Origin of the sequence: Brucella sp. HL-2 (genome assembly GCF_025846885.2) — a bacterium.
Classification (GTDB): domain Bacteria; phylum Pseudomonadota; class Alphaproteobacteria; order Rhizobiales; family Rhizobiaceae; genus Brucella; species Brucella quorumnocens.
Genome location: NZ_JAOYTK010000013.1, coordinates 100656 through 120662, shown reverse-complemented (window position 1 = coordinate 120662; position 20007 = coordinate 100656). Strand labels below are relative to the sequence as shown.

Sequence of the window (20007 nt, the reverse complement as noted above, 5' to 3'; positions counted from 1 at the left end):
AATAAGCTTGCTGGAACATAGCCTTTCCTCCTGACCCAATGAATCATCAATCTAAAAAGCGCGAAATGCCAACAAATATCACCCTCTTTAACGATTCAAAATAATCGCCCCACGCTCTAGTGTAATTGGCGGGATTGTCTCTACGCCGATCTTGATGAAGCTGTAGGACGCTCCCCATAGAGTTGCCAGCAAAAGCAGCAATCCGAGTTCGACAGCGATATTGGTTTTCTGGATCATTCTGGTCCTGCATGTAAGAACTGCCTCATTGCTTCTTAGCAGCTTGTCGCCTCACACGTTTCGGTGCACACCGAACTGTCAGCAGGAATAGCGCCCCTTGATAGGTGCAAATGTATAGCGGTGAATTCCCGGAACCGGCCCCACTGCTTCAATGGCTGAGCAATGTTTGACCGTTCCGTAACCGGCGTGGACCTCAAATCCATAGGGTGTGTGAACAGCACCGCTGCGAGCCATCATACGATCTCGTGTAACCTTTGCCACGATGGAGGCAGCAGCAATGGAAATGGAGCGTTGATCGCCTTTCACCAAGGCGGATCCGGGGCAAGTCAAGCCTGGCGGTACGTCGCGTCCATCAATCAACGCATGACAAGGCTTGAGAGTAAGGCCTAGAAATGAACGGCGCATCGCCTCGAGCGCCGCTTTGCGAATATCGCTGGCGTCAATGCTGCGCGCACTTATGCTTGCGACTGAGACCGTCAATGCCTTGGCAAGAATGATCTCATATAGCGCGTCGCGCTTGGCAGCCTTAAGCCGCTTGGAATCATCCAGTCCGTCAGGCAAATCATTGGGATCAAGCACCACAGCCGCTGCAACCACTGGGCCGGCCAAAGGTCCGCGTCCCGCCTCATCGATGCCAGCAATATGAAGAAGGCCGCTTGCCAGATGTTTCTTCTCTTCCGAGAAGTCTGGTGCAAGCGGGATGTCGAAAAGGAGCGGAGAATCAGAAGACAAGCGTTTCATTTGGCGGCAATGCTCGCATTGCTTCTGGTTCTCCGCAAGGTCCCTGCCGAGGAAGGTGGCGTAAAAGCAGGGACCTTCCGTCTGAAATGGACATCAGACGGGGATTAAATACGCAGCGTGTAACTCATGCAAACTGCTCACGATCGAGACGGTGAGCGCGCAAGCTTAAAAAAGCGAAAGCTGCTTGCCACCTTTTTCGACCGGCTCAAACAGATCTGTCCGAAGATGAAGCCGTTTAGAATTGAAACCGAGCTTGCGGGCAGCGATCTCAAAGCGGCGACCGATCTGCCAGGCATAAGGCCCAGTGCCACGCATCCGTTTGCCCCATTCGGCATCATAATCCTTGCCATCACGCATGGAACGCACCAGCGACATCACATGGCGATAACGATCAGGGTAATTGCGCAAGAGCCAATCCTTGAACAAAGGCGCCACTTCCAACGGCAGACGCAAGAGGACATAGCCTGCTTCGCGTGCGCCTTGTGCGTAAGCCGCATCCAGAATACGCTCAATTTCATGATCGTTGATGCCGGGAATGATGGGGCCCATCATTGCATTTGTGGGAATGCCAGCATCGGTGAGCTTGCGAATGGCCTGCAAGCGCAATGTCGGCGTCGATGCGCGCGGCTCCATTGTGCGGGCAAGATTGGCATCAAGTGTGGTCACTGAAAGTGCAACCTTGGCGAGGCCTTTCTCTGCCATGCGGCTCAATATATCGATGTCGCGCACGACCAATGCCGATTTGGTAACAATGCCAACGGGATGATTGGCAGCTTCCAACACCTCGAGAATCTCGCGCATGACGAGCCATTTTTTCTCAATGGGCTGATAAGGATCGGTATTGGTGCCGATGGCTATGGTCTTTGGCTGATAACCGGGCTTTGCCAGTTCCCGTTCAAGCAAGCGTGGTGCATCGGGCTTGGCAAATAGCCGGGCTTCGAAATCAAGGCCCGCTGAGAGTCCCATATAGCTATGCGTTGGCCGTGCAAAGCAGTAGATGCAGCCATGCTCACAACCGCGATAGGGATTGATGGACCGATCGAAACTTATGTCAGGTGAATCATTGCGTGTGATGATTGTACGCGGCTTTTCAACCTGAACATCTGTCTTGAAAGGTGGAAGGTCTTCAAGCGTCTCCCAGCCATCGTCAAATTCATGTCGTGTGGTGGGTTCAAATCGTCCGGTGGGATTGATGCCTGCACCGCGTCCGCGGCGTCGTGAATGATCAATGCGCAGGCCTGCTTCGCTCACAAGCGCATTGGCATGTTCCGCGCGCCCTGTTCCGAATGCTGCTTTATCTGCCTGCTGGATGATTTCCATAACCGACTCTCTTGTTGATGAATCTATTCCTATCGCAAAGACTGGAACAAAGCAAGAACATATAAGAAGGCAGCTTTTCGATCACAGGGTCTTGATATAGAACGGATCATGCTTTCTGTTCTTATCGTCACTCAAAATTCTGAAAAGCTTTTGGCGAACACGTTGTCGGCATTGGTGCCCGCAGTCGTCGAGGGGCTTTTGCGTCGCGTTGTCGTTGTCGATCAAGGCTCGACCGATGAGACAAGGCTGGTGGCAGAAGGTGCAGGCTGTGCCCTTTATAGCGAAAATGAGTTGAGCGAGGCGCTTGGTGCATTGCGAACGGAGTGGCTGCTGGTTTTGCAACCTGGGGCAACATTGTCGGATGGCTGGGAAGAAGCTGTGCGTCGCCATATGGGTGCAAGTCGGACTCCGGCACGGTTTACTTTGCCGCAAGAGGCGCGCTTGGGATTGCTTGGTAAGCTCTTTGCGCGCAAGTCATCCTTGGGCTCTGGTTTGCTCATGAGGCTCGATGCATTCAAGCCGTTGCCATCGAGTTGGCTCGAACTGGCAGACTTACCGCGCCAGTTGAAGCCTGTGAGGTTGCCGCAAATCATTATGCCCCCACAAACAACAAAAGGCGGAGCCTGAAGAGGCTTCGCCTTTTTGTATCTGACCTGCTTGCGCCGGTCTTAGTTTTGATAGCTTGAAGGCGATGCATCACCAAAGCGATGAGCGGAGCCGTCCTGATAGGTAGTCGTCTGACCAATCGAAGCAGTTGCCGTGTTATCAACCTGCTGGGTTGCAACGGGTGTACGGTCATTTGCATAAAGATCGGCAGGTTCGCCAACACGTGGATTTTCAGCGAAAGCAGCACCGGCGCTAAGGGCAACGGCTACGGCAGCAAGAGCAAACTTTTTCATTTTTCTATCTCCAAGAATTTGGGAAGCGACGGTGTGTTCGTCGTTTCGATGATTGAGAGATAGGCCTTTCCATGGGCTGCGCCTAGATCGCAAATGGTTCACGCATTGTATTCATATCAGTAGACAATAAGCCTTGAAATTGGCTCAATCGACCAATGAGACGCAATTTATTCAAGTATATGTGAACAGTATGAGGCCGAAAAGTGGCTATCTGACGTCAGAACGACGATGCAGTTGTTTGGGTGGAAACCACAAACCAGTCAGGCTCTTGCGCCCGAATTTTGGAAGCCGCATCATCCGCGCTTTGCTGGTCGTTGAAGATGGCAAAGCACGTCGCACCCGAGCCCGACATCTGTGCAAAAAGTGCGCCTCGCATACGCAACAGATCAAGCTTATTCTCGATTTGTGGAGCAAGTGTCAGCGCGGCGGGCAGAAGATCGTTGCGGGTTGAGCCGAGATAGGCACAGATGGTTTCTATGTCGCTTTCTGAAGGCGACGGGAGGGAAGAGTTGTCGCGCTTTGTCAACGCTCCGAAGACATCGGGTGTTGCAACAGCAGTGCCGTCATTAACAAGCAGCAAGGGAAGAGGCGGCATTTGCGCGACCGTAGTCAGGTGTTCACCAATGCCGCGCGCAACAAGTGGAGTGCCAATAGCCGCGCCATGCAAACACATAGGAAGGTCAGCACCGAGCTTGAAGCTAAGTTCAGTCAGTGTGTCTAAGTCGAGGCCGAGTTGCCAGATTTCATTGAGCGCAAGAAGTGTTGCTGCTGCGTCGCTTGAGCCACCACCAATGCCTGAAGCCACTGGCAGGTTCTTTTCAAGATGAATGGCAACGGGCGTGAGATCGCGACCCGCATATTGCTTCAATGCATCGCGTGCCCTGATGACCAGATTGCCGCTATCAAGCGGTATGCCATGCGCAAAGCGCCCATCGATGCTGAAACTGTCATGATGCGCTTCTTCAATGCTTATGCGGTCGCCATAATCGGCGAACACCACCAGCATGTCGAGCAGATGGTAACCGTCATCCCTGCGCCCTGTTACATGCAGCGCGAGATTAATCTTGGCCGGTGCCACACGATGAACAGGATGACGAACCAGAGTGGCGGCCTCAACAAAATGATGCATTCAGAAAAGCAGTAATTTAAGCCGTTAGAACAGCCCTTGTGCGCCTATTACGGCGCACGACGCCTTAATCTTTTTTGACGTAATATTCGCCGGTCTTAGGATCCTGAACGAGCGTGCCGTGAGCGCGGTTCTGCGCTTCTTTTTCTGCCCGGCGCACGCGCTGGGTAACGCGTACCGCTTCGCGTTTGAACGAACGATAGCCGTACCAGGCGGCAGCGATGATCAACAGCAGAAAGATAAGCTGGGGCATGGCCTCTAGTCCTCAGGCTTGCACAAGATCCCGAAAATGCCATTTCGGGATCACGCAGGGAAAAGTCTTGGCGAATAGCATAACACTGATCCGCCCTTTTATGCATCATATCATGGTGAAACGATGGAATTCAAAGCCCATATCGTGCCCAGAGTGCTTTTTCTTCGGCAACCGACACTAAGCCCTCACCAAGATTGGCTGCAATACTGGCTGGATCTAGACCCAGACCTAGGCTCATTTCGACGCTTGGTGCCTTGCGTCCAAGCAATCCGCGCTTTGGCTCTATGAGTTTGAGCTTCACCTTGTCCCCGTAAGTCTTGCGCAAAAAACTGCGCATATCGCCAATCCCGTCGATAAGACCGATTTCCTTGGCCTTTATGCCGGTCCAGAACATACCCGTGAATAGATCGGGGTCATTTGCAAGCTTGCTTCCGCGACGTTCCTTCACCATGTCGATAAAGGTCTCGTGGATTTCAAGCTGAAGCTTTTTCAAGCGATCAATATCTGTCTTTTTCTCTGGCTGGAAAGGGTCGAGCACGGCTTTGTTCTGGCCGGCGGTATAGACACGACGCTCAACACCGATCTTTTTGAGCAATTCCGGGAAGCCGAAAGATGCCGAAACGACACCAATAGAACCAACGATAGAAGAGGGGTCGGCAATAATTTCGTCACCTGCAAGCGCAATCATATAACCGCCTGATGCGGCAGCATCCTCAACGAAAATGAAGACACGTTTCTGATGCTCATCGGCCAAATCGCGGATGCGGCGATAAATAAGACGCGACTGAACCGGTGAGCCTCCGGGCGAATTGACAGAAATGGCAACAGCCGGTGTCTCCTTGTCGGTGAACGCCTTTTCCAGAACGCCTGCTGCAGTGGCAAGCGAGAGTGCTGGCCGGAAAGAAGAGCCGCCAGTCATGATGGCGCCATGCAGGCGCACAACAGGAATCTCAATTTCTTTTTTGCGAAAACGACGCGGAATGAAACGGGTCAATATTCCGGACAAATCAAACTCCAGTTGAAAAAGCTTCTTCACTCAAATGTAGAAATCAATCTCGGAAATACAAAGAGAAATGCCCGGAAAATTGTTCCGGGCATTCATTGCGTATCACTTTTTCGGCTTTGCCAGCATTCTCAGCATTACGTAGCCGCATATTGCCGACAAGGCGGAGCCGGTGAGAACCCCGATTTTCGTTTCGGCTTGCAACAGTTCCGACGGGAACGACAAGAGGCCGATGAAGATGCTCATTGTGAAGCCAATACCGCACAGAACCGCAACACCATAAAGCTGAGCCCAGCTTGCGCCCATTGGTTTTTGTGCCAGCCCTGATTTGATCGCAAGCCAAGCTGCGCCAAACACGCCTATCTGCTTACCGATAAACAGACCAAGCATGATGCCGAGCGGCAGCGTATCAAAGATGATGGAAGGGCTCATCCCCGCAAAGGAAATACCTGCATTGGCAAAGCCGAACACGGGAACGATGAAGAACGCAACTGGCTTCGCCAATGCATGTTCGAGGATATGGAGCGGCGAGCTCATATCGTCTGGCTTGGCCTTGGCAGGCTTGAGCGGGATCATCAGCGCCGCCACGACCCCTGCGACAGTCGCATGGACACCGGAATTGAGCACAAAGAACCACAACACGGCCGCACCGATAAGATAAGGCAGCAATTTGGCTACGCCGAGGCGGTTCATGGCAAACATCACCGCAGCCGTTGCGAAAGCTGCGCCAAGATAGGGCATGGAAATTTCGGCAGTGTAGAAAATTGCGATGATGACAACAGCCGCCAGATCATCAAGGATCGCAAGCGTTGCCAGAAATACCTTGAGGCTCGAAGGCACGCGTGAACCCAGCAGCGATAAAACGCCGAGTGCAAAAGCAATGTCGGTGGCAGATGGTACAGCCCAGCCGCGTACTTTTTCCGGGTCGCCATAGTTGAATGCGACAAAAATCAGAGCGGGGAGAATAACACCACCCGCAGCGGCAATCCCTGGCAACATGCGATTGGGCCAGCTTGCAAGCTGACCATCGAGAAACTCACGCTTGATCTCAAGCCCGACCAGCAGGAAGAAGACGGCCATCAGCGCATCATTGATCCAATGCGCAATGCTGAGTGGCCCAATGTAGAAATGCAAAGCGTCGAAATAGGCCTTTGAGAAAGGCGAATTCGCGACGATGAGTGCAAGTGCTGCGGAAAGCATAAGCGCTATGCCACCGGCTGATTCACTATCGAGAAAGCGACGCATGATGGAAACGGGGCGAACGGGCTTCGGATTGGACGTCATTATTTTCTTTTCAGGTTATTTCCGGAGCTTCTACTTCGTAGAGCATGAGATTTCGATCCGCTATGCCCAGTCTTGGCCATTCGGAACGCCAGTCTGCTATGTGGCCAGAAGTGAAATGTTTGTCCAGTGAAACCCGATCCAGCCAGAGTTCTTTTACATGGATGAGGCCGGGATCAAGAATGTCCTGAGCATAGGCGTATTCAATACAGCCACTTTCCGCGCGACTTGCTTGGATCATGCGCTGCATCACAGGACGTGCTTCATCTAAGTTTTCGGCCGATACCCGCACTGTTCCAACGATCAGCAGCATATCTTCAATTTTCCATTTTATATTGCTTACAGATTCTGCCCGGTGAGGTTCGGTATGTACGAAAACCAATCGCTTCGTAATAGGCGAGCCCCATGTCATTGTTGTCGCCGATACTCGCGTCGATATCGATAATCCCTGCAACTGTTGCAGCTTGGCGTGTTGCGGCAAACAAAGCCGATCCGACACCTTTGCGCGCTGCACGCGGGCTGACATGAGTGCCGATAATGCCCCAGCCGACAGCGACGCCATATGGATTGCCTTCGGTCGCATGTTTCAGCGACTGGAACCCCAATACTTCACCATCAGCAACCGCCACATGACATTCTATGCGGTTCGGGTCGGAAATATAGAGTTCGATGACATGATCACGGTCATATTGCCGCTGCCGTCCGGTCGCGTCGATGATTTCTTTAAGCACCTTGCTCATGTCATCGGCATCATCAATTCTGACTGGTCTGATTTCCATAGAAGCCTCGTCTTTAAAGAATTTCCCGTAAAAGTGCGAAGCGGTTTTGCGTCGGACAATGCGTAAAACAGTTAGTTACGGCAGTTCCAGCGATTCAATCTCAACTGGAATCGCTGTAAGCGTTTTTTAAAGCAGCGAAGTCTGCCCGTTATTGATAGCGGTTGCGCGCTCTGTGAAATCATTGCCTGCATCGCCATGAAGAATGAGTGCCGGCATCAGCGAGAGGCCAGCGCGGCTACCGCGAATGCCCATAATCACAATGCGAATAGCCGCACTGTCGGGACGCGGCAATACCGGGATGATTTTAACCCCGCCAAATCGACCAGTGAGCGCTTCCAGTATTGGTGCGAGTGAACCCGGGCGCGCAATAATAGATACACACCCCCCCGGGCGGAGGATTGCTGATGCCGTGCGCAACCACTGGTCAAACATGCCTTCTGGCATGACATGCGCTTCGGCCTTTACGGGATCGGGCGTGGAACGGTCACTTGCCTCGTTGAAAGGCGGGTTCATGATGACAAAGTCGAAACTATCATCGATAAGGCCAGCGGCAGCGCGTGCCTTTCCAGTCAGTGAGACGTCGGCTTCGAGAATATCGACGCGATCCAACAGGGCTGCATTGAGCGGATGACGGACACTTTTGTGCGCAAAGTTCAGCATGAAGCCGGAACGCTCTATAAGTGTGACGCGTGCGTTTTTACAGCGAGCGGCGACAGCCAGCCCCGCAGCACCTGCGCCACTGCCAAGATCAGCGAGTTGGCCTGAAAAACTTTGCGGGACGCTGCTTGCGAGAATCATTGCGTCTACGCCGGAACGATGCCCTTTGATTGCGGGTTGCACGAGATGAAATGCACCACGATGGAACACATCGAGCGTTTCACCTACCGTGTCAGGCTGATGCTCGGAAATGTTATTTGCCATGGTCTTTTAATTCGTGTTCCAAGCCAGCGTCGATGAGATAACGCCGGGCTTCGTCCAGCCTGTCTTCTTCGACCAGAAACCGCCTCGGTATAATGCCAAGCGAACCTTCGAGGATGCTCATATTCGTGTCGGCAATGAAATAGATGATGCCCGCCTCTTTCATCAGCGCTTCGGCGACGGACAGCAATACGGAATCATTTGTGCGCATAAGTTCGATCATTTCGACAATGTGTAATCAATAGACCGCATTGACAACTGCTTCCTTCAATGGTGAACAGGCTCTGAATGAAAAGCTTGGGCGTGCAGGGGGCTTTTAAGCGTCTTGAGCATTCTGATCCGCACACATAGTGTGGTCAGCAGCTAGGAGTAACGACATTGGGTGTGGTTTTGAATCTCGACGGGCAAAAGAAACAGGAAGGATCGGTCCAGCCTCTGGTCGATCTCACGAAGGCCGATATGGGCCGCGTGAACGAAATGATCCTGTCCCGTGCAGGTTCCGATGTCGAGATGATTCCGGAAGTGGCTAACCATCTCATTTCATCTGGTGGCAAGCGCCTGCGCCCAATGATGACGCTCGCAGCAGCCCGCATGTTTGGCTATGAAGGCGACGGCCATGTCCGTCTGGCGACTTCTGTCGAGTTCATGCATACGGCAACGCTTCTGCATGACGATGTGGTCGATGAAAGCGATCTGCGTCGCGGCAAGAGTACGGCACGCATGATCTGGGGCAATCAGGCCAGTGTTCTGGTTGGAGATTTCCTGCTCGGTCAGGCTTTCAAGATGATGGTCGATGTCGGCTCACTCGATGCACTCGATGTTCTTGCAACTTCCGCCTCGGTTATCGCTGAAGGCGAAGTGATGCAGCTTGCTGCAGCCAAGAACATGGAAACCACCGAAGACGAATATCTGGCTGTGATCAAAGCAAAGACTGCCGCTCTTTTCTCAGCTGCGGCTGAAGTTGGTCCAATCATTGCTCAGGCCCAGCGTTCGGATCGTGCAGCCCTTCGCGATTACGGTCTTAATCTCGGCCTCGCCTTTCAGCTCGTTGATGATGCGCTGGATTATGGCGGCTCGGCTGCCGATCTTGGCAAGAACACTGGCGACGATTTCCGTGAAGGTAAGATCACCTTGCCGGTTATCCTGAGCTATCGTCGGGGTAGCGATGAAGAACGCGCATTCTGGAAGAACGCAATCGAAGAAGGTGCCAGCGACGACGCGTCACTTGAAAAGGCCATTGGTCTGATGACGAAGCACGGTGCGATTGCCGATACAGTGCAGCGTGCACGGCATTTTGGTGAAATTGCCCGTGACGCCTTGGCGCCTTTGAAGTCCACACCTGAGAAAGATGCGCTGATCGAAGTGATCGATTTCTGCATCAGCCGCGTGAATTGATTCTTGATCGAGCGGTCTCTCTCTCCCTCATCTTGATGAGCCGCTAAAGGCGGCGTCTTGCAAGGCGAGAGAGAACACGCTGGAGCCTCGCCCTTTAACAAGGCGCTATGCGCCTGCTGAGATGAGGGCGTAGAGTGAACTCGGTCGCAATCTGAAATTTCGAACAGGCTTCGACTTGACGAAATGATGAGCAAAATCAACAAGAAAAGCATCCGTCACGGATGCTTTTTCGAGCATATTGCCCGAAAGTGGGAAGCGGTTTCGGGAGAACGACATGCAAGGTAAGAATGAAAAGAAAAGCATCCATCACGGATGCTTTTCTTGCGCAAGGACCCCAAAAAGGCCATGCTTGAGGTGCCTCTGAATAGGGGATCTTATACGGAATTGGAAAGAGGACTGGGCTTTATGCGGCAGGGATTGAAACGTCGTCCGCTTTACGGATTGCTTCTCTTGGCTCTAGCGGGACTAGCGCTGCCAGCAAATGCGGCAATGGCTAAAACCAATCCCGATCCTGTGTCGCAAGTGCGTGCCGGTTCGTTTGCAGGCGCTTATCTTGCTGCTCGCACGGCAGAAGCCGATAACAATATTGGTGCTGCCGTCGACTTCTATCGTCAGGCTATGGCATTTGATCCCGGCAACGATATTATCAAGCAAAACCTGCTTCTTGCTCTTTTGACGGAAGGCCGTTTCAAAGATGCGCTCCCGCTTGCGGAAGAGCTGAAGAATCAGCCTGAGATTGAACGCTTTTCGCGCGTTGCTCTGGCAATCGACGCTATTTCCAGAAAGCAATATCGCAAGACTGGCCCACTCCTGATGCTGTCGATCCAGTCCGATATGGATCAGCTCGCGACAAGCCTTATGGGTGCATGGGTGAAGGTCGGGCAGGGCAATCCGAAGCGTGCGCTCACCGATGTTGTGAAGATCAACGGCCCTGAGTGGTATGGCCTGTTCCGCATTTATAATGCAGCACTTATCGCCGACATTGCCGGTCAGAAGCAGGATGCGCGTAACTATTACCAGCAGGCGATCGATGATCGTCCGGGCGGTAGTGCCGCACCTGATACCTATGAACGCATTGTGATGGCTTATGCCTCCTTCAAGTTGCGTCAGGGTGACAAGGACGGCGCAATCAAGATTCTGAAAGATGCTGAAGAGCTTCTGAATGGACGCATGACCATCACCGAGATGCGCGAAAAGATTGAGGCTGGACAGAAATATCCTCGCCTGATCGAGACGCCGCAGCAGGGTGTCGGCGAAGTGCTTTATACGCTTGGTACGGCGATCAACCGTGGTGGCGCGGAAGCTTTTGCCAAGCTTTATCTGCAAATGTCACTGCCATTGCGCCCAGATAACGATGCCACGCTTTATCAGCTTGGCGATATTTCGGCGAAGCTGCGCCAGCCGGAAAGGGCTGTCGAGTATTATGCGCGCGTTCCTGAAAAATCGCCCTATAGGCGCGATGCAGAAATGCAGCGAGCGCTTAATCTTGCCGAAAACGAGAAGACAAGCGAGGCGATTGAGCAGTTGAAAACCTTGCTCAACCGCGACAAGACCGATATTCGCACCTATCTGGCACTGGGCGGCGTTTATGCGCAGGACAAGAACTTTGCCGATGCTGCAAAAATCTATGATGCGGCCGTTGAGCAGATCAAGTCGCCTGAACGCAAGCACTGGCCGGTCTTCTATCAGCGTGGCATCGCGCATGAGCGTTTGAAAGAATGGGATCAGGCAGAGCCGAATTTCAAGAAAGCGCTGGAGCTTTATCCTGACCAGCCGCAAGTGCTGAACTATCTTGGCTATTCTTGGGTTGATCGCGGTGAGAACCTCGATGAGGCGTTGCTCATGATTAAGAAGGCCGTCGAGTTGCGCCCGCAGGATGGCTATATCGTCGATTCACTTGGCTGGGCTTATTATCAGCTTGGTCGTTACCCGGAAGCAGTCGTTGAACTTGAAAAGGCCGTCAAGCTGCGCCCGGAAGATCCGACCATCAACGATCATCTTGGTGACGCGTACTGGCGTGCGGATCGTCAGCTTGAGGCGACGTTCCAGTGGAACCACGCGATTGCCGGTAAACCGGAGCCGGAAGAACTCGCCAAGATCGAAGAAAAACTGAAGTCTGGCCTTGCTGATCCAACCAATCCTTCGCGGGCGGATGCAGCAAAGCCCGCTGACGCTAAGCCTTCCGAAGCAAAGGCTGTTGATCCAAAACCGGCTGAAGAGGCACCGAAAGCCGAACCGGCAAAGCCTGAAACGGAAAAACCTGCTGCAAACTAACGCAGATAGGGTTCAAACCATCCCCAAATCATTCATTGCGCGCTGATTTTACCGCGCGCAATGGCTCGCATGCTTGACCCTGCGTGACGGACAAATTAGACCGGGCCATCATTTCAATAACAAGGCCTGACCCCGTGTCCAGTACGTTGCCAGCACATATGCACCCCACCCGTTCCTTTCAGGGCTTGATCCTGACGCTCCATAACTATTGGGCGGAACATGGTTGCGCTATTTTGCAGCCTTACGACATGGAAGTGGGGGCGGGTACGTTCCACCCGGCGACAACGCTGCGTTCGCTCGGGCCAAAGCCTTGGAAAGCTGCCTATGTGCAGCCATCGCGCCGTCCAAAGGATGGCCGCTATGGTGAAAACCCAAACCGTTTGCAGCATTATTACCAGTATCAGGTCATCATCAAGCCATCGCCGCCGAACCTTCAGGATCTGTATCTTGGTTCGCTGCGCGCAATCGGTCTTGATCCGACGCTGCATGATGTGCGCTTCGTGGAAGACGACTGGGAAAGCCCTACGCTTGGCGCATGGGGCCTTGGCTGGGAATGCTGGTGTGACGGCATGGAAGTGTCGCAGTTCACTTATTTCCAGCAGGTTTGCGGCATTGAATGCTCGCCGGTTGCAGGTGAGCTGACCTATGGTCTTGAGCGCCTCGCCATGTATGTGCAGGGCGTGGACAATGTCTATGACCTCAACTTCAACGGCCTCGAAGGCGAAGAAAAACTTACCTATGGTGATGTTTTCTTGCAGGCCGAGCAGGAATATTCCCGCTACAATTTCGAAATGGCCAATACGGAAATCCTGCATCAGCATTTCATCGATGCAGAGCACGAATGCGCTGCGATCTTGAAGGCAGGCAGCACGGGCGAAGGCTCGCTGCATAAGTGCGTATTCCCGGCCTATGACCAGTGCATCAAGGCATCCCACGTCTTCAACCTGATGGATGCGCGCGGCGTGATCTCGGTTACGGAGCGCCAGAGCTATATCCTGCGCGTGCGTAATCTCGCGCGTCAGTGCGGCGAAGCGTTCCTGTTGACGGATGCCGGTGGTTTTAATCTCAAGCGTGAGGGCGAGTAATTATTATGCCTGATTTGTTGCTCGAACTCTTTTCCGAAGAAATCCCGGCCCGTATGCAGCGCAAGGCTGCGGGCGATTTCAAGAAGATGATCACCGATGGTTTGGTGGAAGCTGGCCTTACCTATGAAGCCACGACCGCCTATTGGACCCCGCGTCGCCTGACGCTCGATGTTCGCGGTCTGACCGTGCGCTCGAAAGACGTGCATGAAGACGTGAAGGGCCCATCCGTCACAGCTCCAGAACAAGCCATTCAGGGCTTTTTGCGCAAGGCGGGCTTGACCGATGTTTCTCAGGCTCATGTGCATTCCGACCCAAAGAAGGGCGATTTCTACGTCGCTCATCTGACCAAGCCGGGTCGCGCTGCGGAAGAAATTATTGCGGAGCTCGTACCGCAGGTAATCCGCAACTTCCCATGGCCAAAGTCCATGCGTTGGGGTGCGGCCTCGTCAAAGCCGGGTGCGCTTCGCTGGGTGCGTCCGCTGCAATCGATCCTCTGCACCTTCGGCCCTGAAACCGAAGAAACGGTTGTGGTCGAGTTTGATGTTGACGGTATCAAGTCGGGCAATCTTACCTATGGGCATCGTTTCTTAAGCGATGGTCAGGCGATCAAAGTGCGCCGTTTCGATGATTATGTCGAAAAGCTTGAAAAAGCTTTCGTAGTGCTCGACGCCGAGCGCCGCAAGGAAATCATTCTGCAAGATGCGCGTAATCTGACCTTCGCATCTGGCCTCGATCTGGTTGAAGACGAAGGTCTGCTTGAAGAAGTGTCCGGTCTGGTTGAATGGCCGGTCGTGCTGATGGGCGAGTTTGAGGAAGAATTCCTCGCAATCCCGCCGGAAGTGATCCGCCTTACCATTCGCGCCAACCAGAAATGCTTCGTCACCCGCAAGCAGGGCGAAACGGAAGCACTGTCGAACAAGTTCATTCTGATCTCGAACATCGCAGCCCGCGATGGCGGCACAGAAATCGCTTATGGCAACGGCAAAGTTGTGCGCGCACGCCTGTCCGATGCACTCTATTTCTGGCACACCGATCAGCACGATCTGCCTGATCTCGACAAGCTCGTGCTATCTGGCGAGAAATTCGGCCTTGATCTGAAAAAGCCGCTCGATCAGCGCATGGCGCGTCTGGATGCGCTCAACGTGACTTTCCATGCCAAGCTAGGCACGCAAGGTGCACGCGTTGAACGCATCCGCGAACTGGCAAGCCAGATTGCACCGCTGGTCGGTGCCGATCCTGCGCTTGCCGCACGTGCGGCAGTTCTCGCCAAGGCCGATCTGACCACGGAAGTTGTCGGCGAGTTCCCCGAACTTCAGGGCGCCATGGGCCGCAAATATGCGCTTCTTCAGGGTGAAGACGAATCCGTCTCTACGGCTCTTGAAGAACACTACAAGCCGCAGGGTCCGTCGGATTTTGTGCCGAAGAACCCGGTTGCCGTTGCTGTAGCGCTTGCTGACAAACTCGACACTTTAATTGGCTTTTGGCGAATTGAAGAGAAGCCGACGGGATCAAAAGACCCTTATGCGTTACGCCGTGCAGCATTAGGCGTCATCAGACTAATTCTTGAAAATGACATAAGGTTATCTCTGTCGAAGATCGCCCGAAAGCATTGGATGTGTCTCTATAAGTTGCAGTTTGAAAAAGAAATATATGACGCTGCGCAAATCATCCGAGCAGCAAATGACAAGGGACTTGAGATTGGAGCGTACGATGATGAAAAGTCGTTAATCTCCGCTCTTTCGAGACAATCGAGTTTGGTAGAGACAGATAAGATCGAAGAAGATCTGGAAAAGCACACGAAGGTTACTGTACCTGATCTCCTCTCCTTCCTCCACGACCGCTTCAAGGTCTACCTGAAAGACGAAGGCGCACGACACGACGCAATTGATGCGGTTCTGACCGCGGATGCCGACAATCTTCTGCTGGTTGCGCGTCGTCTGGAGGCCTTGATCGTCTTTATCAACGAAGAAGACGGCAAGAACCTGCTGGCTGGCACCAAGCGCGCCGCCAATATTCTGGCAGCAGAAGAGAAGAAGGGCACCAAGGTTGCCTCAAGCGTCGATGCGGCTCTGCTGAAGCTCGATGAGGAAAAGGCGCTTCATGCGGCTGTAAACCTCGCAGCTCAGGAAGCCGAAGAAGCCATTGCCCGCGAAGACTTCGGTGGTGCGATGCTGGCACTTGCCAAGCTGCGCGGTCCGGTGGACACTTTCTTTGAAAAAGTGCTGGTCAATGACGAGGACGAAAATGTTCGCGCCAACCGCCTTGCACTGCTTGAACAAATCCGCACCGCCACAAGCAAGGTGGCTGATTTCTCGAAAATCGCCGGATAAGACTAAAAAGGCCGCCTTTGAGGCGGCCTTTTTCATAACTCATTCCGATCTTGCATGAAGTGCTGATTGGAGTCTCTTGCTCAAAAGCGACGCTTTGTGTAGCTACGACGTGCGCGAAAATGCGCAGCAACAATGAATAAGGGCTGAAGCCTTTGGCCGAGATCGTGACATTTGATGACAATGCTGTTTCGCGCGCAGTCGAAGTACTCACGCGCGGTGGGCTTGTCGCAATCCCGACGGAAACGGTCTATGGCCTTGCGGCCGATGCCGCACATGGCGAAGGCGTGGCCGGTATTTTCGCCGCTAAAGGCCGCCCGCAGTTCAACCCGCTTATTGCCCATGTCGACAGCATTGCCATGGCCGAGCGCTATGTGACTTTCGACCCGATCTCGCGCAAAGTCGCCGAAGCCTTCTGGCCGGGGCCGCTCACCATCGTTCTGCCGCTGAAAGCTCAGCAGGACACGTCGCGCCCTATCCATCCGCTGGTGACGGCGGGGCTTGATACCCTCGCCATCCGTATGCCAACCGGAAAAGTGCGCGATGTTATCAAGCAACTCGATAGCCCGGTTGCTGCACCAAGCGCCAATACTTCGGGCCGGATCAGCCCGACTTCGGCTAAGGCTGTGGCTGATGATCTCGGCGGCAAGATCGATATGATCCTCGATGCCGGTCCGTGCGGCGTGGGTGTGGAATCGACCATCATCAAGGTTGAAGGCGAGCGTGTGCGTCTGCTGCGCCCCGGCGGTTTGGCTGCTGAGGAGATCGAAGCGCTGATTGGTGTGAAGCTTGAACGTGCTGAGCATAAGGCCGCAATTCAGGCACCAGGTATGATGGAATCCCATTATGCCCCCAATGCTGCCGTTCGTCTCGATGTTGCAAGCGTTGATGAAGGCGAGGCGCTTCTGGCTTTTGGGCCAAAGCGCGTGGCCGATGCTGATAAGGCAGTTGCCGTCTTGAACCTAAGCCCATCGGGCAATTTGCGCGAAGCGGCCAGCAATCTGTTTGATTTCATGCGCAGGCTTGATGCAAGCGCCGCTCGCACAATTGCCGTTGAACCCATTCCTTTTGATGGTCTCGGTGAGGCCATCAATGATCGTCTTAAACGCGCGGCAGCTCCGCGCTAGTTCCCCCAACATTTAAGAGAAGCACATGCTCGACACCGCCCTGATCGAACGTTTTGCAGCCATCGTTGGCGAAAAGAATGCGCTGACCGCGCCGGAAGATATCGCGCCATTCATGATCGAACAGCGCGATCTCTATCAGGGCCGTTCGCCGCTGGTGCTGCGTCCAGCCTCCACGGAAGAAGTTTCGGCGATCCTGAAACTCGCCAATGAAACCAAGACCCCGGTCGTCCCGCAGGGCGGCAATACCGGTCTCGTTGGCGGTCAGACACCGGATGAATGCAATACCACGGTTGTTCTCTCGCTTGGCCGCATGAACAAGGTGCGCTCGGTTGATCCGGTCGGCAATCTGGTGACGGTGGAAGCCGGTGTTATCCTGAAAAACCTTCAGGACGAAGCGCAGAAAGTGGGCCGTCTGTTCCCGCTGTCGCTCGGTGCGGAAGGCTCGTGCCAGATTGGCGGCAATCTTGGTTCAAACGCTGGCGGTACTGCTGTTCTGGCGTACGGCAATATGCGCGAACTTTGCCTCGGTCTCGAAGTGGTTTTGCCAAGCGGCGAAATCCTCAACGATTTGCGCTATGTAAAGAAAGACAACACCGGCTATGACCTGAAAGACCTGTTTGTCGGGTCTGAAGGCACGCTTGGCGTTATCACCGCAGCCGTTTTGAAGATTTACCCGCAGCCAAAGGGCAAGGGCGTCGCCTATGCGGGCTTACGCAGCCCGGAAGACGTGCTGCGCCTGTTCCAGCTTGCGACCGAACACGCAGGCCCGTCGCTCACCGGTTTTGAACTGATGCCGCGCGTCGGCGTTGAGTTTACCGTTGCCCATGTGGACGGCGTACGCGATCCGCTCGAAAGCCCACACGACTGGTATGTGCTGGTTGATATTTCTTCAACGCGCTCGGAAGAAGATGCGCGCACGACGCTTGAAACCATTCTGACCGAAGCGTTTGAGAACGACATTATTCAGGATGCGGCCATTGCCGAAAGCGTGGCGCAGGCACAGATGTTCTGGAAAATGCGCGAGGAAATGTCCTGGGCGCAGAAGCCTGAAGGCGGCTCGATCAAGCACGATATCTCGGTGCCAGTCGCAAAAATCCCGGAATTCATTCATGAAGCTAATGCTGCAACGCTGGAAATGATTCCCGGTTCGCGCATCGTTTGCTTTGGCCATATTGGCGATGGAAATCTGCATTATAACGTGTCGCAGCCGGTGGGTGCTGACAAGCAGGCTTTCCTTGATCGCTGGCACGATCTCAATCACCGCATTCATACAATTGTTGCGTCTTATACCGGATCGATCTCAGCCGAGCATGGCATTGGCCAGTTGAAGCGCGAAGAGCTCGCCTTCTTCAAGGAGGCAGTGGCGCTCGAATTGATGCGTCGTATTAAGAAATCATTCGACCCGCTGGGCATCATGAACCCGGGTAAAGTGCTGTAATTTCAACAAATATGACAAAACCGAGGCGGGCAGGAAACTGTCCGCCTTTTCATTTATGTAAACGTAAATTAGCAAGAATTACTGACTTCTTACACCTGGTTGTAAAGCGGTAACCAAATGAAAAAGCAGGGAAAAGTTAACCTAACGCGTTAAGCGCATCGGTAATAAACGCGGTCTATTCTCCAAATCAACAAGAGCGAACATCGCTCAAAAGAGAAGCCGGAATAACTGGCTCTCAAAAAACAGGCAGAGATAGACAGAGGCGTCGAAAATGATGAGCAGCGGACTTAAGAAGCCAGAATGGGCAGGTCAGGAACTTCGGCTCGATCCGTTTCACCTTCCGCAGGTAGTGACTTATGCGGCAGAAGATTGCGATGCAGACGTAACCTTCACCATCAGCGAACGTGGTGCTGTCATCCGGCAGGTTTTGCCTTCGAGCGGCCTGCCAATGTCGATCGCGCTGCCGATCAATGCGTTTGTTGGTGTGGCTGCCCGCGCTGTGGAAGATGAGTTCGGTGAAATCACCGTAACGCTTGAACTGATGCATGAAGATCCGCAGCTTTCAGTGCCACTGCTCGTTGCTCATGACCTAACCGATGTTGCTGCTGACTGGCGCGCATGGGCAGCAACTTTCAATCTGCCGATGATGCTGGTTGAAGAAGATGGTATTGCTCGTCCGCTTTATGAAAGCACTGGACCTGTGCGCACCTCTGAGCCGCAGGCTCGTCGTCAGGGGCAGGAACCACGTCGCCGTCGCCCGCGCTTCCTTGCTCGTCGCAAGACCGGTTCGCTGGGTGTTCGCATGGTGATTGAAGGCCGTGAGATTATTGCCAGAAACTGAAATGAAACCCAGAATTCATCACATTCGCGTGTGAACACGTTCTCGTCAGATTTCTACACTATCTAAGGAATAACGCCCCGCTCGGTGGTCGTCTGGAAAGACGAAGGACCTTTCCAGATATCAAAAACCGCCGATGCCGGAGCAACCAACTTGGCTGACCTCCAGCAAGCCACCCGGATGGTAACCCCATCCGGGTAATTTTTTGTTCGGATTATTTCTTACGACTGAGAAACGCCATTACGGCTTCGCGCGCCTCGTTCGAGGTGAGCCGCTCGGCAAAGTGCCTGGCTTCCCGTGCTATGCGATCAGCGACGGGTTCAGCAGGCATTCGCATCAGTCTACGCGCAATCTGCATGGCCTGTGGAGGTTTGGCGGCTATTTCTTCAGCAGCCTTTAACACTTCCGTTTCCAGCTCTCCGCTTTCGACAACCTTAAAGACAATGCCGGCTTCAAGGGCTGCCTGTGCATCAAAGCCATGTCCCAGCGCCAATAGTGCGAATGCCTTCTGGTGGCCCATCAATGGCGGTGCAAGTAGGCTGGACGCTGCTTCCGGCACAAGCCCAAGGTCGACGAAGGGCGTCCGGAACAAGGCGTGATTGGTGGCAAATGTTAGGTCGCAATGCAGATGAATAGTCGTGCCGATCCCGATGGCTAAGCCATCAACGCCTGAGACAATCGGCTTCTTCGCACCCGAAAGGGCTGCGAGAAAATCCATGATATCATTGCCCATATTGCCGCCAGAGGCGGCAGCCATGAAATCCTGCATGTCGTTGCCGGATGAAAAAGCGCCCGGAACGCCGAGAAACACGTGCACGCGCACGGCGTCGTCTGCATCGCCATCAACAAGCGCCTTGGCCATCGCGGCATACATCGCACGCGTGATGGCGTTCTTCTTATCAGCCCGGTTAAGCCGGATGATCTGCACGGAACCTTGACGCTCAATCAGAATATGCTCGCTCATGC

Annotated in this window: 19 protein-coding genes and 3 pseudogenes; 9 read left to right on the top strand and 13 right to left on the bottom strand. The window is 53.7% G+C overall.

Going from position 1 to position 20007, the window contains the following annotated elements:
* Positions 1 to 117 precede the first annotated feature (117 nt).
* The 3 genes and pseudogenes from OIV19_RS15305 to OIV19_RS15295 all read right to left on the bottom strand — a co-directional run.
* Positions 118 to 237 (bottom strand): annotated as a pseudogene (locus OIV19_RS15305) (EamA/RhaT family transporter); the annotation flags it as partial.
* A 78-nt stretch (positions 238 to 315) separates the two neighbouring features.
* Positions 316 to 978: a ribonuclease HII gene (gene rnhB / locus OIV19_RS15300; protein ID WP_264232163.1), complete on the bottom strand. Its 663-nt coding sequence runs from the start codon at positions 976 to 978 to the stop codon at positions 316 to 318.
* A 165-nt stretch (positions 979 to 1143) separates the two neighbouring features.
* A complete protein-coding gene (locus OIV19_RS15295; RefSeq protein ID WP_264232162.1) occupies positions 1144 to 2298 on the bottom strand; it encodes a PA0069 family radical SAM protein in 1155 nt (384 codons plus the stop codon).
* Between the two features lie 108 nt (positions 2299 to 2406).
* Between OIV19_RS15295 and OIV19_RS15290 the strand changes: the two genes are divergently transcribed.
* Positions 2407 to 2925: a glycosyltransferase gene (locus OIV19_RS15290; RefSeq protein ID WP_264232161.1), complete on the top strand. Its 519-nt coding sequence runs from the start codon at positions 2407 to 2409 to the stop codon at positions 2923 to 2925.
* A 41-nt stretch (positions 2926 to 2966) separates the two neighbouring features.
* Here the strand turns inward: OIV19_RS15290 and OIV19_RS15285 are convergent, their stop codons facing one another.
* The 9 genes from OIV19_RS15285 to OIV19_RS15245 all read right to left on the bottom strand — a co-directional run bounded on the left by OIV19_RS15285 (position 2967) and on the right by OIV19_RS15245 (position 8780).
* Positions 2967 to 3197 (bottom strand): hypothetical protein, encoded by a 231-nt coding sequence (locus tag OIV19_RS15285; RefSeq protein ID WP_095446120.1) that lies wholly within the window; start codon positions 3195 to 3197, stop codon positions 2967 to 2969.
* A gap of 217 nt (positions 3198 to 3414) precedes the next feature.
* A complete protein-coding gene (locus tag OIV19_RS15280; protein ID WP_264232160.1) occupies positions 3415 to 4326 on the bottom strand; it encodes a 4-(cytidine 5'-diphospho)-2-C-methyl-D-erythritol kinase in 912 nt (303 codons plus the stop codon).
* A 64-nt stretch (positions 4327 to 4390) separates the two neighbouring features.
* Complete coding sequence (locus tag OIV19_RS15275) at positions 4391 to 4576, bottom strand: membrane protein (protein WP_024896122.1); 186 nt, start codon at positions 4574 to 4576, stop codon at positions 4391 to 4393.
* Positions 4577 to 4706: 130 nt separating this feature from the next.
* Entirely contained in the window at positions 4707 to 5582 is an 876-nt protein-coding gene (locus tag OIV19_RS15270) for a S49 family peptidase (protein ID WP_191793062.1), read from the bottom strand.
* Positions 5583 to 5684: 102 nt separating this feature from the next.
* A complete protein-coding gene (gene nhaA / locus OIV19_RS15265) occupies positions 5685 to 6863 on the bottom strand; it encodes a Na+/H+ antiporter NhaA (protein WP_264232159.1) in 1179 nt (392 codons plus the stop codon).
* 10 nt (positions 6864 to 6873) lie between these two features.
* Entirely contained in the window at positions 6874 to 7173 is a 300-nt protein-coding gene (locus tag OIV19_RS15260) for a putative quinol monooxygenase (protein ID WP_264232158.1), read from the bottom strand.
* Between the two features lie 4 nt (positions 7174 to 7177).
* On the bottom strand, positions 7178 to 7639 hold the full coding sequence (locus tag OIV19_RS15255; RefSeq protein WP_095446123.1) for a GNAT family N-acetyltransferase: 462 nt from the start codon (positions 7637 to 7639) through the stop codon (positions 7178 to 7180).
* Between the two features lie 126 nt (positions 7640 to 7765).
* Positions 7766 to 8560, bottom strand: coding sequence for a tRNA1(Val) (adenine(37)-N6)-methyltransferase (locus OIV19_RS15250; protein ID WP_264232157.1), 795 nt, complete (start codon positions 8558 to 8560; stop codon positions 7766 to 7768).
* Positions 8550 to 8780, bottom strand: a complete 231-nt coding sequence (locus OIV19_RS15245) for a putative signal transducing protein (protein WP_151091330.1) — start codon at positions 8778 to 8780, stop codon at positions 8550 to 8552. Before OIV19_RS15245 ends, OIV19_RS15250 begins: the two co-directional genes overlap by 11 nt.
* Positions 8781 to 8935: 155 nt before the next feature.
* Here OIV19_RS15245 and OIV19_RS15240 point away from each other — a divergent pair, with 155 nt between their 5' ends.
* From OIV19_RS15240 to OIV19_RS15205, 8 genes and pseudogenes are all read left to right on the top strand, one after another.
* Positions 8936 to 9952: a polyprenyl synthetase family protein gene (locus OIV19_RS15240; RefSeq protein WP_264232156.1), complete on the top strand. Its 1017-nt coding sequence runs from the start codon at positions 8936 to 8938 to the stop codon at positions 9950 to 9952.
* A 405-nt stretch (positions 9953 to 10357) separates the two neighbouring features.
* Entirely contained in the window at positions 10358 to 12226 is a 1869-nt protein-coding gene (locus tag OIV19_RS15235; RefSeq protein ID WP_264232155.1) for a tetratricopeptide repeat protein, read from the top strand.
* Between the two features lie 158 nt (positions 12227 to 12384).
* Positions 12385 to 13311, top strand: a complete 927-nt coding sequence (locus OIV19_RS15230; protein WP_264232167.1) for a glycine--tRNA ligase subunit alpha — start codon at positions 12385 to 12387, stop codon at positions 13309 to 13311.
* A gap of 5 nt (positions 13312 to 13316) precedes the next feature.
* Positions 13317 to 15149, top strand: a pseudogene (gene glyS, locus OIV19_RS15225) (glycine--tRNA ligase subunit beta); the annotation flags it as partial.
* A pseudogene (locus OIV19_RS15220) lies at positions 15123 to 15641 on the top strand (DALR anticodon-binding domain-containing protein); the annotation flags it as partial. The pseudogenes glyS and OIV19_RS15220, both read left to right, overlap by 27 nt.
* A gap of 152 nt (positions 15642 to 15793) precedes the next feature.
* Positions 15794 to 16765, top strand: coding sequence for an L-threonylcarbamoyladenylate synthase (locus OIV19_RS15215; RefSeq protein WP_264232153.1), 972 nt, complete (start codon positions 15794 to 15796; stop codon positions 16763 to 16765).
* Positions 16766 to 16790: 25 nt separating this feature from the next.
* Positions 16791 to 18203 carry an FAD-binding oxidoreductase gene (locus tag OIV19_RS15210; protein WP_264232152.1) on the top strand — a complete coding sequence of 471 codons (1413 nt, stop codon included), beginning with the start codon at positions 16791 to 16793 and terminating at the stop codon, positions 18201 to 18203.
* Positions 18204 to 18474: 271 nt separating this feature from the next.
* The gene (locus OIV19_RS15205; RefSeq protein ID WP_095446131.1) at positions 18475 to 19044 is read left to right on the top strand and encodes a DUF6101 family protein; all 570 of its coding nucleotides are present in this window, start codon (positions 18475 to 18477) and stop codon (positions 19042 to 19044) included.
* Positions 19045 to 19255: 211 nt separating this feature from the next.
* Here the strand turns inward: OIV19_RS15205 and OIV19_RS15200 are convergent, their stop codons facing one another.
* Positions 19256 to 20005 (bottom strand): crotonase/enoyl-CoA hydratase family protein, encoded by a 750-nt coding sequence (locus OIV19_RS15200; RefSeq protein WP_151091333.1) that lies wholly within the window; start codon positions 20003 to 20005, stop codon positions 19256 to 19258.
* Positions 20006 to 20007: the final 2 nt, after the last annotated feature.